This is a genomic window from Actinomadura physcomitrii, assembly GCF_008923205.2.
Lineage (GTDB): Bacteria > Actinomycetota > Actinomycetes > Streptosporangiales > Streptosporangiaceae > Spirillospora > Spirillospora physcomitrii.
Window position 1 is genome coordinate 363,963 of sequence record NZ_WBMS02000001.1, and the last position, 13,637, is coordinate 377,599.

The following is a 13,637-nucleotide window of genomic DNA, read 5'->3' on the forward strand; positions in this document are numbered from 1 at the left end:
GCGCGAACAGTATCCGAGCATCGGACAAGTTGATATGACTGTCAAGTCAACTCCGGGGAGGCGCCGCTCCAATGCCCGCGAACAGAGAGTTCGAGCTCGGTGGGATCAACCACCTCGCGCTCGTCTCGTCCGACATGCAGCGCACGATCGACTTCTACTCCGGCGTCCTCGGCATGCCGCTGATCAAGACCCTCGACCTGCCCGCCGGGATGGGGCAGCACTTCTTCTTCGACTGCGGCGGCGGCGACTGCGTCGCGTTCTTCTGGTTCCCGGACGCGCCCGACGGCGTCCCCGGCGTCTCCGCGCCGAAGACCCGCCCCGAGCAGGGCGAGCTGCTCAGCGCCGTCGGCTCGATGAACCACGTCGCCTTCCACGTCCCGGTCGAGAAGTTCGAGGAGTACCGGACGAAGCTGCAGGCAAAGGGCGTCGAGGTCAGCCCCATCCTCAACCACGACGACAGCGAGTGGGGCGTCGCGCCCACCTTCGACGACGGCGTGTTCGTCCGCTCCTTCTACTTCCAGGACCCCGACGGGATCCTGCTGGAGTTCGCCTGCTGGACCCGCGCCTTCGACGAGTCCGACGTCTCGCACACGCCGAAGACCGCCGCCGACCGCACCGCCGCCAAGGAGAAGAGCAATGCCGCGCCTGCGTGAGATCCCCCGCGCCGAGGTCACCGACGAACGCATCCTGTTCTTCTACGACCACCTGTTCGCCCCCGACCGCGACCCCGCCGTCGACCACGGCACCGCGACCGGCTCGCCCGGCGACTGGTGGACGGTGTTCGCGCAGGACCCCGACGTGTTCCGGCACGCCGTCCGCGGCTTCGCCCTCTACCGCAACGCCTCCCTCGACCCCGTCCTGCGCGAGCTGGGCCAGTGCCGCGCCGGCTGGGCGCGCGGCAGCCAGTTCGTGTTCTCGCAGCACTGCAAGCAGATGCGGGCGCTCGGCATGTCCGAGGACCGGATCCAGTCGATCCCGCACTGGCAGACCGCCGACTGCTACTCCGAGCTGGAGCGGGCCGTCCTCGCCTACACCGACGGGCTCGTCCTCGACGGCGGCCGCGTCCCGGACCGGGTGTTCGAGATCCTGCAGAAGCACCTGTCCGACAAGGAGATCCTGCAGCTGACCTACATCACCTGCATGTACGAGATGCACGCGACGATGGCCCGCGCGCTGCGGCTGGAGTTCGACGACCGTCCCGAGCCGATCGTCGAGGTCGACGCCCCCGAGGGCTACGGCAACCGCGACATCGCCGAAGACCTCACCGGGGGCAGCTGATGCTGTTCCCCGTCCCGGACCGGGTGCGGGGCGTCCGCGACGCCGTCCACGCGTTCATGACCGAACGCGTCGAACCCGCCGAGCCCGCCCTCAACGCCGGCGACCGCGACACCCTCGTCCGCCTCCGCGACGAGGCCAAGAAAGAAGGCCTGTGGGCCCTCGGCCACCCCAAGGAGCTGGGCGGCGGCGGCCTGCCGTTCCTGGACTACGTGTACGTCAACGAGGTGCAGGGACGCAGCGAGTGGGGGCAGCTCGCCCTCGGCACGTTCACGCTCCAGGACTCGCTGATGCTGCACAAGTACGCGAGCCCCCGCTGGCGCGACCGCTACCTCGCCCCGATGGTCGCGGGCGAGGTGTCGCCGAGCTTCGCCATGACCGAACCCGCCTACGCCGGCTCCGACCCGACGCAGCTCCAGACCCGCGCCGTCCTCGAGGGCGACGAATGGGTCATCACCGGCCGCAAGTGGTTCACCACGGGCGCCGCGCAGGCCGCGTACACCACCGTCATGTGCCGCACCGAGCCCGAGGGGACGGCCCCGCACCGCGCCTTCAGCATGATCATCGTGCCGACGGACACGCCGGGGTACCGGATCGTCCGCGAGACCCCGGTGCTCGGCCTCAACGGCGGCCACTACGAGGTCGCCTACGAGGACGTCCGCGTCCCGGCCGACCACCTCCTCGGCCCGCGCGGGCACGGCTTCGCCATCGCCCAGGACCGGCTCGGCCCCGGCCGCATCTTCCACTGCATGCGCTGGCTCGGCCAGGCCCAGCGCGCGTTCGAGCTGATGTGCGACCGGCTCGGCACCCGCGTCGCGTTCGGCGAACCGCTGTCGGCCAAGCAGCTGATGCAGCAGCACGTGTTCGACTCCTACACCGAGATCCAGGCGTCCCGCCTGCTCACCCTCCAGGCCGCCGAGCAGATCGACGCGGGCGACCAAGCCCGCATCGAGATCGGCGCGATCAAGGTCGTCGGCGCGCGGATGCTGCACAACGTCATCGACCGCGCCGTCCAGGTGCACGGCGCCGCCGGCCTCACCGACGACCTCCCGCTGTCGCGCATGTACCGGCACGCCCGCGAGGCCCGCCTCTACGACGGCCCCGACGAGGTCCACATCCAAAGCACCGCCCGCCGCATCCTCAACCGTTGGGGTCAGGGGGGCTTGACGTCAGGGTGGGTTGACGTCAGGGTGGGGGCATGATCACTCCTGATGGGATCGAGAAAGAGTTCACGTTGCTGACGGCGGCGGCGCGGCATGACGAGCTGTGGGTGCGTGACACGATGGGCGACGTGCCGCTGCTGCGCGAGGAAGCGCTGGAGCGGCTCGCGCTCGGCGAGGTCCTCGCGCGCAAGGCGGTGTACGGGCGGCAGCTCGCGGTGCGGACGGCGCGCGAGGCGGGCGCGTCGTGGTCGCAGATCGGCGCGGCGCTCGGCATCAGCAAGCAGGCCGCGTGGGAGGCGCACGCCCGGTGGATCGACGACCAGGAGGAGCAGCGCCGCGGCTGCGACTACAAGGGGATGGACGAGGCGCAGGCCGCGCGGGCCCGCGAGCTGGCCGGGCAGGTCGAGGAGGGCTGACCTCCCGCGCGGCGATCATGATCTTGGGCGGGCGGGCGTCCCAGGATGCGGCGTGAAATCTGCCGACGGGGACGCGGATGGGGATGGACGAGGTCGCCGGGGAAGGCGCGGAAGTGCTGGCCGCGATGGGCGACTAGCGAGCCTTGCCCGATGGCCGGAGTTTCCGGAGTGCGGTACTGGGAATTCTTGCCACTAGCGAGGGAACGGAGGCGCATGGTATGGAGGTCGTCCTCGAGATGACCCTGCCGAGGAACGCCGAGAGCGCTCCGCTGGTCAGGCATACGCTCGACGCCTCGCTGCGCGGCCTCGGGGTCCCGCCGGAGGTCCGCGCCGATATCGCGCTGGCGCTCGGCGAGGCGTGCGCGAACGTCATCCAGCACGCCACCGCGGGCAAGGACTACGAGGTCAGGGCCCGGATGGACGGCGCGAGGTGCGTCGTCGAGGTCATCGACGGCGGGGCCGTGGTGAGCACCGCCGAGGGCGGCGGCACCGGGCGCCGGGTGTGGGACGGGCCGCCCGCGCCGCCGGGTGCCGAGCACGGCCGGGGACTGCAGCTGATACGGGCGTGCACGGAGGAAGTCCACATTCTCGATCGCGTCCAGCGAAACGGGGCGATCGTGCATTTCGAGAAATCGTTCGCCGGCTGAGGCGGTATTTCCGCGCCATTCGCGCGGCCGGTGCGTGCGAAATATGGCGGGCGGCGGCCCGGCGGTGTCCGCACCACCGGGCCGCCGCCGTTCTAGGCCGTCAGCCGGTGACCGGCAGGTCGTGGTGCTTGACCGGCTTCGGCGCGGGCGCCTCGACGGGGCGCTGCGCGGGGACGCGGCCGCAGGTGGCGGACGCGACGCGCAGGGCGCCCTTGCCGCCGGGCAGGTTCAGCTGCATGGCGGTGACGGCGAGCCGGCCGTTCGGCAGGCGCTGCTGCTTGTTGAGGACGAGCGAGGTGCGGCCGACGCCTTCGACGTCCACCGGGATGGTGGTGTTGGGCGGCGGGCTCGCGTCGAGGCGCCTGCCCGCGACGGTGGCCTGCGTCAGGTGCGCGCCGCCCCGTGCGTCGCGGCAGGTGGCGGTGACCGCGTCGGCCTTCAGCTTGGCGGTGGGGACGGCGAGGTCCGCGACGTTGGAGCGGGCGTTCGCGGGTGCCGCGGAGACGTTCAGCGCGGACGCGCGGACGGCCTTGAGCCGGTCCTCCTTGAGCAGGCTCTTGCGCGCGGGTCCGGCGTCGGACGAGACGGCGGGCACCGGCGGGACGGAGCCGAGCGGCCCGCCGGTGGCGGCGAGCCCGAAGGCGGAGCCGGATCCGGCGGGATCGGGCGGGGCCGCGAGAGCGGGGCCGGCCGCCCCGGCGGTGAGGCCGGCGGCGAGCAGGCCGGCGGCGGTCAGACGGGTGAAGGCGTGCATGGATCGTCTCCGATCGTGTCGAGTCTGGGTGACGTGACGGCGGTGCGCCGTCGAGCGGGGCTTGTCGGCGGGGCGGGCTCAGGCGCCGATGAACACGAGGCTTCCGAGCGGGACCTTGGCGAGCGCGTCGAGCGCGTCCTGGGGCACGCGCACGCAGCCGTGCGTGACGGCCTTGCCGAACACGGAGCGGTCGGGCCAGCCGTGCAGGGCGACGGTTCCGGGGCCGCCGCCGAAGGTGTCCAGGGTGGCCGAGTGCGTGCCGAGCGGCAGCACCAACGGGCTGGGCGTCCTGGTGGCGGGGGCGAGGGTGGCCAGCATGAACGTGCGGCCGGTGGGCGTCGGGGTCCTGGCGCCGCCGACCGCGACGGACCAGGCGCCGGCGGGCTTGCCGGCCTTGAGCAGGGTGAGCCTGCGGCGCGACAGGTCGACCTTGACGGTGTAGGGCGTGTGCGCGGTGATCAGGCCGTCGGCGGCGCCGGAGATCCAGCCGGTCGCGCCGTTGGGGCGGCTGGGCAGCAGGACGCGCCGCCAGTCGCCGGAGCTCTGCACGACCGGCACCCAGGTCGGGCCGCCGAGCTGCTGGGCGGGGAGCGTGGCGACGGTGCGCCCGCCGGGCTTGTCGAGGACGGGGACGGCCTTGGCGGGGTGGACGACGAGGCCGCCGGTGGCGCCGTCCGGGGCGTCGTCGCGCGGGACGCCCTTGAGCCGGGCGTACGTGGTGGCCTCGGGGGCGCCGGCCGGGGCCTGCGCCCGCGCGGGCCGCCCGGTGCCGCCGGCGGACGCGGTGTTCGCGGGCGAGTGCCCGCAGCCGCCGAGCAGCGCACCGGCGCCGGCCAGCAGGGCGCTCGCCGCGAGGACGGCCGGGACGCGCGCCCGCCCGCCGGTGCCGGTACGGCGGGCGGTCATCGGAACCTCCCGGCGGTCCGGCCGCGATGATCGGGAAAGGCATTGTCATTCGCCATGGAGCCGGATGCTAGTAGTGGTGAAGGCGCTCGTTCGGTAAACGGCGAAAAAGAGCGCGGCGTGTCCGGGAAAGCGCCCGAATAATTGCCGGAGATTCGGCAAATGCGGGGTTTTATGGGGTGGAAAAGGTGTTTAACGGGACGACGGGGCCGGGGAGAAGGGGCTTCAGGCCGGCATGGGGAACGAGCTGCCGCCGGCGTCGTGGCCGGACGCCGCCTCGTGGAACTCCGAGAGGCCCCTCAAAAGCGCCGCGCGCGCGGGCGCCGGCATCGCCTCGAGCACGCCGGCGAGCTCGGCGCGCCGCCGCACGCGCAGCCGGTCCAGCAGCGCCTGCCCGTCCGCGCTGAGCCGGACGGTCACCTCGCGGCGGTCCCGGCCGGGGTCGCGGATCAGCAGCCCCGCCGCCTCCAGCCGGTCGCACAGCCGGCTCGCCGAGGACACCAGCGCGTCCGGGCCGGCGGCCAGGCTGCTGATGTTGACCGGCCCGCGCTCGTCCGATCGGCGGGTAACGATCGTCCTCCCCGGGCCACTTCCTGGTGATGGACACACCAGGACGGACGGAGGAGCACGCGGTGGCAGACCCAGCCCCCCGTGAGTGGGCCCCCGACGAGAGACGCTTCACCGCGATGTACGACGCCTGCCGGCAGCGCGTGTGGGCGTACGCCGCCGCGCGCGCCGGCCGGCAGATCGCGGACGAGGTGGTGAGCGAGACGTTCGCGGTGGCGTGGCGGCGGATCGCGGACGTCCCCGACCCGGCGCTGCCGTGGCTGCTGGGCGTCGCCCGGAACGTGCTGCGCGACGGGTACCGCGCGGAGGCGCGGCGCGAGGCGTGCACGGCCGAGCTGGCCCGCTGGGCGCCGCGGCCGTCCGGCGACATCGCCGAGGACGTGGCGGAGCGGCTCGCCGTGCTCCGCGCGATGGCGGCGATCCCCGAGGGCGACCGGGAGATCTTGATCCTGGTCGCCTGGCAGGGGCTGAGCCCGCGGGAGGCGGCCCGGGTCGTCGGCTGCTCGCCGGCGGCGCTGCGCGTCCGCCTGCACCGCGCCCGCAAGCGCCTGCTGCGCGCCGCCGACGCGGGCGGCGGCGCGGCCGACGCGCCCGGAGCGGTGCCCGGGGCGGCGGCCGAGGCGGGGGGACGCCCGGTGCGTCCGCAGGTGGGAATCGTCAGTGAGGAGAGGGCATGAACGACGTGCTGCGGACGCTGCGCGAGGCGAGGCCGGCGGAGCTGAACCCGGACGCGCCGGTCGGCGACGAGGTCCGGCGGGCGGAACTGGCGCGGGCGATGGCGGCGCCGGCCGAAGTCGGCGGGCGACGGGAGGCGCGGGTGCCGCGCCGGTCCCGGGTCTGGCCGGTGTGGGGGCTCGGGCTGGCCGGGGCGGTCGCCGCGGCCTCGGTGGGCGTGGTGGCGGTGACGTCCGGCGGCGGCGACGCGAAGACGCCGGGCGGCCACCCGCAGGCGGGGGCGGAGCGGCCGCTCGACGCCCGGACGGTGCTGCTCGCCGCCGCCGAGAAGCTGGACGGCGCGTCCGAGCCGACCGGCCGGTACTGGCACAAGTCGACGATCGGCACCAGCTCGTGGCTGGCCCAGGGGCGGGGCGGGGAGCAGTACACCGTCCTGCTCACGGAGAAGTCGGACGAGTGGGCGCCGGGCCGGCCGGGCGGGAAGATGATCGCGAGCCAGCAGCGGCTCGGCGTGAAGCCCGCGTCGGCGGCGGACGCGGCGGCGTACCGGCGGGCCGGGTCGCCGGTGACGCTGTCGCTGCGGGTGCCGATCCAGCCGAGCGGCAAGGGCGGCTACAAGGCCCTGAAGCTGCCGACCGGGCCGGGACGGGTGGAGAAGAGCAGCACCCCGCTCGTCGACGGGAACAAGGTCTACTGGCTGGGCCGCAACGTGACCATGAAGCAGCTGCAGAGCCTGCCGGCCGACCCGAACCGGCTGAAGAAGGAGGTCATGCGCTGGTACGACGGGCACGACACCGAGTCGTCGAGCGTGCCGATGACGGCCGACGCGTGGCTGTTCCGGGTCGCGGGGAGCCTGGTCACCGAGCTGCCCGTCACGCCGAAGGTGCGGGCGGCGGCGTTCCGGATGCTGGCCGGGCTGAAGACGGTCGACTCCGTCGGCAAGGTCACCGACCCGCAGGGCCGTACCGGCAATGCGATCGGAATGAAGAGCAAGGGCGTGAGCGGGGTGGTCCGGCGGCTGCTGGTGATCGACCCGGCGACCGGTAAGGCGCTCGCCGACGAAGAGGTGCTGGTGACCCCGTCGGCGAAGGAGCCGCGGCCGGCCGGAACGGTGCTCAGCTCCAACTCCGTGATGACCATGGAATGGACGGATTCCGCACCGAAGTGACGCGTTGCCGAGGGCGCGCGCCCGTATCGGGCGCGCGTCGGGACAGGGACGGTGCCATGGCCCCGGCGGGCAGTGCGCCGTCCCTTTCGCCGGTCCGTGATCCGGGTCGGGAATCTGGTCGGGAAACGGGGCGCCGTGATCGGGTCGTGATCAGGCGCTCTTGGGGGTCCGGCGGGCGGTTCTCTGCGCGGCCCGGCGCTGCGCGGCGGCGGTGCGGGCGCGGTTCAGGCTGTCGCGGACGCGGGCGGCGCCGCGCATTGCGGTGGCGGAGTCCTTGACGCGTCCGGCATAGGCGGCGAGGACCTCCGCGACGGGCGGCGGCTGCCATTCCTCCTTTGCGGTGACGGGCGGCACCGACACCTGGGCGGACACCGCTGCGGGCGGTGCAGTGGACGGCGGAGTCGGCGGCGGGGCGGGCACCGCCGCCGGGGCGTTATTTCCGGGCACGGGGACGAGCGCGAGATGGGAATGGCAGTGCGGGCACTGCACCCCCGGATGGGTGTCTCTGCTCATAACAAGAATCATTACCCAAGGCACTGACAAAACAGTGCCGCGCCCTTTTGACGATCATTCGGGGGCCGGGAGCGCGCCGCCGTCAGGGTGCGAGGGGCCGCACCGCCTTGCGCGGGGCGGGATGCGCCGAGCGCCGTCCGGACGAGGAGAACGGCTGGTGGGGACGGGTGCGGCCGGACGCCTCGGGGTGCTGGTGGCGGACGAGCAGCAGCCCGCAGCACACCAGCGCGATCGCGACCGCGAGCCAGGCCGCCATCCGCCCGGCGCGCAGCCCGTACCCGCTGGTGATCCACAGCACGTGCAGGGCCCAGCGCCGCCACTGGTGCGGCTCGCGGCGGCGGCGCATCTCCAGCGCGCTGTAGCGGAAGTCGCGGGCGAGGCGGGCGCGGTCGGAGTCCGCCGTCGCGCGGGCCAGCTCCCGGTAGAGGGCCTCCAGCCGCTCCTCACCGCAGGCCGTGTCGCCAACGCCGCCGGGGTCGCCGATGTCGCCGGTGCTGCGCGCCAGGTCGTCGGCGAGCACGGCGCGCCCGGCGCCGCCGTGCGCCCAGGGCAGCCGGCGGTGCCGGTCCGGGACGGTCGCGAACCGGCAGTCGCCGCTGATCCGCAGCCGGTCGGGATGGGTGAGCCCGAGGAAGCCGCAGCCGCTGAGGTCGACATCGGCGAGGTGCAGGTGCGCGGCGTCCACCCGGCGCAGCGACAGCAGCCGGACCACCGCTGGACCGGTCCACGAATCCGGCTCGGCGAGCCCCTGGATCGGGTTCGGCAGCGACCGGACGCTCACCGCCGCGTCGAAGCAGCCGCCCTCCAGGTCGAGGTCGGCGCGGCGCAGCCGGAGCTCGGCCTCGCCGTGGACCGTGACGGCGCGGGCGTCCACCAGCCGCGCCGCCGCGTGGACTCGCAGCCCGCCGCGCGCCGCGGCGTCCGCGAGCCCGATCCGGCCGCCGGCGAGGAGCGGGCCGAGCCACAGCCCGCGCCGGAACCGGGTGCGCTCGAACCGGGCGTGCCGGGCGACCCGGACCCGCCGGAACGAGACCGCGGCGCCGAAGCAGGCGCCCTGCATCGCCGCGTCCCGCCCGAACTCGGCGCGGTCGAAGCAGGCGGCGCCGAAGAACACCGCCTTGCGGAACGCGGCGTCGGCGTGCCAGACGGCCTCGCCGAACAGCGCGTCGCCGGTGAACACGGCCTCCTCGAACGAGGCGTGCCGGTGGAACCGCGCCTCGTGGAAGGACGCGTTGCCGCCGAACCGCGCCCCGCGGAAGGAGGCGTGGCCGAAGAACCGGGCGTCGAAGAATGAGGCGCCGCCGGGGAAGCGGGCGCCGTCGAACGAGCTGTCGCCCTCGACGCACACGCCGCGCAGCACCGCGTGGGAGGGCAGCACGGCGCCGTCGAAGCGGGCGCGGCCGAGGTGGGGGCGCCCGTCGGGGCCGGTGACCGCGTCGAGCACCGCGTCCAGCAGCCACGGCGGGACGGTGACGCCGCGCAGGTCGAGGTCGCCTCCGGGGCGCAGCCCGGCCGCGAACCGCGCGAACTCGGCGGGCCGCAGGTGGGCGGGGCAGCCCGCGAATCCGCCGGCGGCGCGCCCGGTGCATCCGTGGACGGCCGAGCACCGCGGCCACAGGACCGCGGTGGAGGACGGAGGGGAAGGCTCGTGAGGTGTCACGGTCCCGTTCTACCTACGGCGGCTTCGGCCGGGAACCTCTCCCGGTGGCCAGGTCGTTACTTCCGGATGGTTACTGTACGCATGGGAACGGCCACACTAGGACGTTGATTGGCTGTTTACCTCGTCTGTCACCGGTTTCGCGCAAGTCTCCCGTTCTACTTCGGGTTCGTCCACGCCGTCGTACTGTGAGCCCATGGGGGAACGGAGCCGCTGGATCGCCGACCTCGACGCCCTTCCCGGCGACGCGCCGGACCTCGCGGACCGGATCCTGACCCGCCTCGTGGACGCCGGGATCGTGCTGGTCGAGCGGACCGACTGCGTCCTCGGCGACGTCCCCGGCGGGTACGCGCCCGGCCCGGCGGCCGGGTCGGCGACGATGGGCGCCCCGGCCGGCTTCCCGGACGTGTGGCCGAACGGCCTGGAGATCGACGTCGGCCGCGGCGCCTACTACGGGACGATGCGCGAGGGCGACCGGGTGCGGTGCCCGCGCTGCGGCGCGTGGCTGCCGTTCGAGGCCGTCCTGGACGCGGTGGAGGAGTGGCTGGAGGGCGGCCCGGACGCGCTGGCCTGCGCGCGCTGCGGTGAGCGGACCGGGTTCAACGGCTGGCGGTGGCCGGTGCCGTGCGCGTTCGCGGAGCTGGGGCTGCGGTTCTGGAACTGGCCGCCGCTGTCGGACGCGTTCGTCGCGGACCTGGCGGCGCACCTGGGGCACCGCCTGGTGGCCGGATCCTGCGGCACCTGACGTCCGGAGTGCCGAGTGATCAACGGGAACCGCGGGCATGATCGACGTATCTGACTCATCGCCGAAACACTCGTGTTCCACTACCGTTCACCTTGGTCAGGAAAAATAGTGACATGACCGTCAATCCAGGACATCTTCCTCGTGCCACCGAAGCGCTGCCCGACGACCGCTTCCTCGACCGTGAAGAGAGCTGGTTGCGCTTCAACCAGCGCGTCCTGGAGCTGGCGGAGGATCCCGAGCTGCCGCTGCTGGAGCGCGTCCGGTTCCTGTCGATCTTCGCGAGCAACCTCGACGAGTTCTTCATGGTCCGCGTCGCCGGCCTCGCCCGCCGGATGGCGACCGGCCTCGCCGTCCAGTCAGCCAGCGGCCGGCAGCCCCGCGAGGTGCTGGAACGCACCGGTGAGGTCGCGCACGAGCTGATGCGCCGGCACGCCGCGGTCTTCCGCGAGGAGGTCCTGCCCGACCTCGCCAAGGAGGGCGTCGACATCCTGCGCTGGGACGAGCTGGCCGAGACCGAGCAGGAGCGGCTGCGCCGGATGTTCCGCGACCGGATCTACCCCGTCCTCACCCCGCTCGTCGTCGACTCCGCGCACCCCTTCCCCTACATCTCCGGGCTGTCGCTGAACCTAGCCGTGATCGTCCGCGACCCGGAGACGGACGCGACGATGTTCGCCCGGGTCAAGGTGCCGCCGCTGCTGCCGCGCTTCATCGAGGCGTCCCCCGACCGGTTCACCCCGCTCGAGGACGTGATCGCCGCGCACCTCGGCCAGCTGTTCGTCGGCATGGAGGTCGTCGAGCATCACGCGTTCCGCGTCACCCGCAACCAGGACCTGGAGATCGACGACGACATCAGCGAGGGCCTGCTGCAGGCACTGGAGCGCGAGCTGCTGCGCCGCCGGTTCGGCCCGGTCGTCCGGCTGGAGGTCGAGGAGTCGATCTCCGACGGGGTGCTGGAGTTGCTCACCACCGAGCTCGCCATCGAGGAGCGCCAGATCTACCGGCTCGTCGGGCCGCTCGACCTCGCCGGGCTCGGCGCCATCGCCGACCTCGACCGGCCCGAGCTGAAGTACCCGCCGTTCGTGCCGTCCAAGGAGGCGCTGCCCGAGGACGTGGACATCTTCTCCGCGATCCGGGAGGGCGACGTCCTCGTCCACCACCCCTACGACTCGTTCACCACGACCGTGCAGCGGCTGATCGAGGATGCCGCGTCCGACCCCGGCGTCCTCGCGATCAAGCAGACGCTCTACCGGACGAGCGGCGACTCCCCGATCGTGGACGCGCTGATGAGCGCCGCCGAGGCGGGCAAGCAGGTCGTCGTGGTCGTGGAGCTGAAGGCCCGCTTCGACGAGCGCGCCAACATCGCGTGGGCGCGCAAGCTGGAGACCGCCGGCTGCCACGTCGTTTACGGGTTCGTCGGGCTGAAGACGCACTGCAAGATCGCCCTGATCGTGCGGGAGGACCCGGACGGCGCGCTGCGCCGCTACTGCCACATCGGCACCGGCAACTACCATCCGAAGACCGCCCGCCTCTACGAGGACTTCGGCCTGCTGACCTGCGCGCCCGACGTCGGCGAGGACGTCAGCGCGCTGTTCAACCACCTCACCGGCTACTCCCGGCAGAGCCACTACAACCGGCTGCTGGTCGCGCCGAACAACCTGCGGTCCGGGCTCGTCCAGCGGATCGAGCACGAGATCGACAACCACCGCGCCGGGCACCGCGCCCGGATCCGGATCAAGTGCAACTCGCTGGTCGACGAGGTGATCACCGACGCGCTGTACCGGGCGTCGCGGGCCGGCGTGCCGGTGGACGTGTGGGTGCGCGGCATCTGCGCGCTGCGGCCGGGCGTGCCGGGGCTGTCGGAGACGATCCGGGTCCGCAGCGTCCTCGGCCGGTTCCTGGAGCACTCCCGGGTGTTCGCGTTCGAGAACGGCGGCGAACCGGAGGTGTGGCTCGGCAGCGCCGACCTGATGCACCGCAACCTCGACCGCCGCGTCGAGGCGCTCGTCACCGTCACCGACCGGGCCCAGCGCGACGAGCTGATCGCGCTGCTCGACCGGGCGATGGACCAGGGCACGCACGCCTGGACGCTCGCCGGCGACGGCACCTGGACGCGCAACGCGCCCGGCCCCGGCGAGCCGCTGCTGGACATCCAGACCCACCTGGTCCGCAGCCGCCGGTGGAGGACGGTCGATGACTGACGCCGGCGGGCACGCCCGCCCGATCCGCGCGGCGGGCGCGCTGCTGTGGCGCGACGGCCCGGACGGCCCCGAGTTCGCGGTCGCGCACCGCCCCCGCTACGACGACTGGTCGTTCCCGAAGGGCAAGCTCGACCGGGGCGAGCACGTGCTGCGCGCCGCCGTCCGCGAGATCGAGGAGGAGACGGGCCTCGTGCCGCGGCTCGGCCGGCGCCTCCCGACGGCGAAGTACCGGCACGGCGACCGGCCCAAGCAGGTCGAGTACTGGGCGGCGCGGCCCGTCGCGGAGGCCGCGTTCATGCCGAACGAGGAGGTCGACGAGCTGGCGTGGCTGCCGGCCCGCGAGGCGAGGGCGCGGCTGAGCTACCGGCACGACGCCGACCTGCTGCGCGCGTTCCTGCACGGCCCGTCCCGCACCTGGCCGCTGATGATCGTCCGGCATGGGGCGGCGGGGGACAAGCACGCCTGGCGCGAGCCCGACGAGCTGCGGCCGCTGGACGCGCGGGGCCGGGCGGAGGCGGCGGCGCTCGCCGCGCTGCTGCACGCCTACGGTCCGGCGCGGATTCTCAGCTCGGCGACGGCCCGCTGCCTGGAGACCGTCCTGCCGTACGCGCGCCGCACCCGCGCCGAGGTCGTCACCGACGCCGCGTTCACGGTCGGCGAAACGGGCCCGGACCGCGCCCGGGACCGGCTGCTGGAACTGCTCGCCGACGGCGTCCCGACCGTCGTGTGCACGCACGGCGAGAACGTGGCGGAGCTGGTCGCGGGGCTGTGCCGGGAGCTCGGCGAGAAGGCCCCGGACGACCCGAGCCTGCGCAAGGGCGAGTTCTGGGTCGCGAGCATCGGCGAGGGCGCCCTAGCCTCCCTAGAACGCCACACCTCCCGTTGACTTGTGGCGGGGGGGGGGGTGTGAGGGCGGGCGGAACACCCAAAACCCCCACACAAACCCAACAACCAGG

15 protein-coding genes are annotated in these 13,637 nt (G+C 73.6%); 10 read left to right on the forward strand and 5 right to left on the reverse strand.

Annotated features, from left to right (window positions below):
• Positions 1–71 precede the first annotated feature (71 nt).
• The 5 genes from F8568_RS01680 (at position 72) to F8568_RS01700 (ending at position 3,501) form a co-directional block, all read left to right on the forward strand.
• Complete coding sequence (locus F8568_RS01680) at positions 72–653, forward strand: VOC family protein (RefSeq protein WP_151590395.1); 582 nt, start codon at positions 72–74, stop codon at positions 651–653.
• Positions 637–1,278, forward strand: coding sequence for a carboxymuconolactone decarboxylase family protein (locus F8568_RS01685; protein WP_151590397.1), 642 nt, complete (start codon positions 637–639; stop codon positions 1,276–1,278). The genes F8568_RS01680 and F8568_RS01685 overlap by 17 nt, the downstream gene beginning before the upstream one ends.
• Positions 1,278–2,477: an acyl-CoA dehydrogenase family protein gene (locus F8568_RS01690; protein ID WP_151590399.1), complete on the forward strand. Its 1,200-nt coding sequence runs from the start codon at positions 1,278–1,280 to the stop codon at positions 2,475–2,477. Before F8568_RS01685 ends, F8568_RS01690 begins: the two co-directional genes overlap by 1 nt.
• The gene (locus tag F8568_RS01695) at positions 2,474–2,854 is read left to right on the forward strand and encodes a hypothetical protein (RefSeq protein WP_151590401.1); all 381 of its coding nucleotides are present in this window, start codon (positions 2,474–2,476) and stop codon (positions 2,852–2,854) included. Before F8568_RS01690 ends, F8568_RS01695 begins: the two co-directional genes overlap by 4 nt.
• 218 nt (positions 2,855–3,072) lie before the next feature.
• Complete coding sequence (locus tag F8568_RS01700; RefSeq protein ID WP_151590403.1) at positions 3,073–3,501, forward strand: ATP-binding protein; 429 nt, start codon at positions 3,073–3,075, stop codon at positions 3,499–3,501.
• A gap of 100 nt (positions 3,502–3,601) precedes the next feature.
• Here the strand turns inward: F8568_RS01700 and F8568_RS01705 are convergent, their stop codons facing one another.
• From F8568_RS01705 to F8568_RS01715, 3 genes are all read right to left on the reverse strand, one after another.
• Positions 3,602–4,255, reverse strand: coding sequence for a choice-of-anchor P family protein (locus F8568_RS01705; RefSeq protein ID WP_151590405.1), 654 nt, complete (start codon positions 4,253–4,255; stop codon positions 3,602–3,604).
• Positions 4,256–4,333: 78 nt separating this feature from the next.
• Positions 4,334–5,161 carry a L,D-transpeptidase gene (locus F8568_RS01710; RefSeq protein ID WP_151590407.1) on the reverse strand — a complete coding sequence of 276 codons (828 nt, stop codon included), beginning with the start codon at positions 5,159–5,161 and terminating at the stop codon, positions 4,334–4,336.
• 222 nt (positions 5,162–5,383) lie between these two features.
• Positions 5,384–5,659 (reverse strand): helix-turn-helix domain-containing protein, encoded by a 276-nt coding sequence (locus tag F8568_RS01715; RefSeq protein WP_202124356.1) that lies wholly within the window; start codon positions 5,657–5,659, stop codon positions 5,384–5,386.
• Positions 5,660–5,790: 131 nt separating this feature from the next.
• On the opposite strand from F8568_RS01715, the gene F8568_RS01720 reads away from it, so the two are divergent.
• Together F8568_RS01720 and F8568_RS01725 are read left to right on the forward strand one after the other, a co-directional pair.
• Positions 5,791–6,402, forward strand: coding sequence for an RNA polymerase sigma factor (locus F8568_RS01720; protein ID WP_328600669.1), 612 nt, complete (start codon positions 5,791–5,793; stop codon positions 6,400–6,402).
• A complete protein-coding gene (locus tag F8568_RS01725; protein ID WP_151590409.1) occupies positions 6,399–7,568 on the forward strand; it encodes a CU044_5270 family protein in 1,170 nt (389 codons plus the stop codon). Before F8568_RS01720 ends, F8568_RS01725 begins: the two co-directional genes overlap by 4 nt.
• A 150-nt stretch (positions 7,569–7,718) precedes the next feature.
• Here F8568_RS01725 and F8568_RS01730 read toward each other — a convergent pair whose 3' ends face one another.
• Together F8568_RS01730 and F8568_RS01735 are read right to left on the reverse strand one after the other, a co-directional pair.
• Positions 7,719–8,081 carry a hypothetical protein gene (locus F8568_RS01730; RefSeq protein WP_151590411.1) on the reverse strand — a complete coding sequence of 121 codons (363 nt, stop codon included), beginning with the start codon at positions 8,079–8,081 and terminating at the stop codon, positions 7,719–7,721.
• Between the two features lie 82 nt (positions 8,082–8,163).
• Positions 8,164–9,741, reverse strand: coding sequence for a pentapeptide repeat-containing protein (locus tag F8568_RS01735; protein WP_151590413.1), 1,578 nt, complete (start codon positions 9,739–9,741; stop codon positions 8,164–8,166).
• Positions 9,742–9,934: 193 nt separating this feature from the next.
• On the opposite strand from F8568_RS01735, the gene F8568_RS01740 reads away from it, so the two are divergent.
• The 3 genes from F8568_RS01740 to F8568_RS01750 all read left to right on the forward strand — a co-directional run bounded on the left by F8568_RS01740 (position 9,935) and on the right by F8568_RS01750 (position 13,567).
• Positions 9,935–10,483, forward strand: a complete 549-nt coding sequence (locus F8568_RS01740; RefSeq protein ID WP_151590415.1) for a hypothetical protein — start codon at positions 9,935–9,937, stop codon at positions 10,481–10,483.
• Positions 10,484–10,596: 113 nt separating this feature from the next.
• Positions 10,597–12,681 (forward strand): RNA degradosome polyphosphate kinase, encoded by a 2,085-nt coding sequence (locus tag F8568_RS01745; protein WP_151590417.1) that lies wholly within the window; start codon positions 10,597–10,599, stop codon positions 12,679–12,681.
• Positions 12,674–13,567 (forward strand): NUDIX hydrolase, encoded by an 894-nt coding sequence (locus F8568_RS01750; RefSeq protein WP_151590419.1) that lies wholly within the window; start codon positions 12,674–12,676, stop codon positions 13,565–13,567. Before F8568_RS01745 ends, F8568_RS01750 begins: the two co-directional genes overlap by 8 nt.
• Positions 13,568–13,637: the final 70 nt, after the last annotated feature.

Bases quoted from the DNA above. Each gene is read 5' to 3' on its own strand.
- F8568_RS01740 (WP_151590415.1), top strand. From the start codon at position 9,935: ATGGGGGAACGGAGCCGCTGGATCGCCGACCTCGACGCCCTTCCCGGC.
- F8568_RS01705 (WP_151590405.1), bottom strand. From the start codon at position 4,255: ATGCACGCCTTCACCCGTCTGACCGCCGCCGGCCTGCTCGCCGCCGGC.
- F8568_RS01695 (WP_151590401.1), top strand. From the start codon at position 2,474: ATGATCACTCCTGATGGGATCGAGAAAGAGTTCACGTTGCTGACGGCG.
- F8568_RS01690 (WP_151590399.1), top strand. From the start codon at position 1,278: ATGCTGTTCCCCGTCCCGGACCGGGTGCGGGGCGTCCGCGACGCCGTC.
- F8568_RS01680 (WP_151590395.1), top strand. From the start codon at position 72: ATGCCCGCGAACAGAGAGTTCGAGCTCGGTGGGATCAACCACCTCGCG.
- F8568_RS01700 (WP_151590403.1), top strand. From the start codon at position 3,073: ATGGAGGTCGTCCTCGAGATGACCCTGCCGAGGAACGCCGAGAGCGCT.
- F8568_RS01745 (WP_151590417.1), top strand. From the start codon at position 10,597: ATGACCGTCAATCCAGGACATCTTCCTCGTGCCACCGAAGCGCTGCCC.
- F8568_RS01750 (WP_151590419.1), top strand. From the start codon at position 12,674: ATGACTGACGCCGGCGGGCACGCCCGCCCGATCCGCGCGGCGGGCGCG.
- F8568_RS01725 (WP_151590409.1), top strand. From the start codon at position 6,399: ATGAACGACGTGCTGCGGACGCTGCGCGAGGCGAGGCCGGCGGAGCTG.
- F8568_RS01730 (WP_151590411.1), bottom strand. From the start codon at position 8,081: ATGAGCAGAGACACCCATCCGGGGGTGCAGTGCCCGCACTGCCATTCC.
- F8568_RS01710 (WP_151590407.1), bottom strand. From the start codon at position 5,161: ATGACCGCCCGCCGTACCGGCACCGGCGGGCGGGCGCGCGTCCCGGCC.
- F8568_RS01685 (WP_151590397.1), top strand. From the start codon at position 637: ATGCCGCGCCTGCGTGAGATCCCCCGCGCCGAGGTCACCGACGAACGC.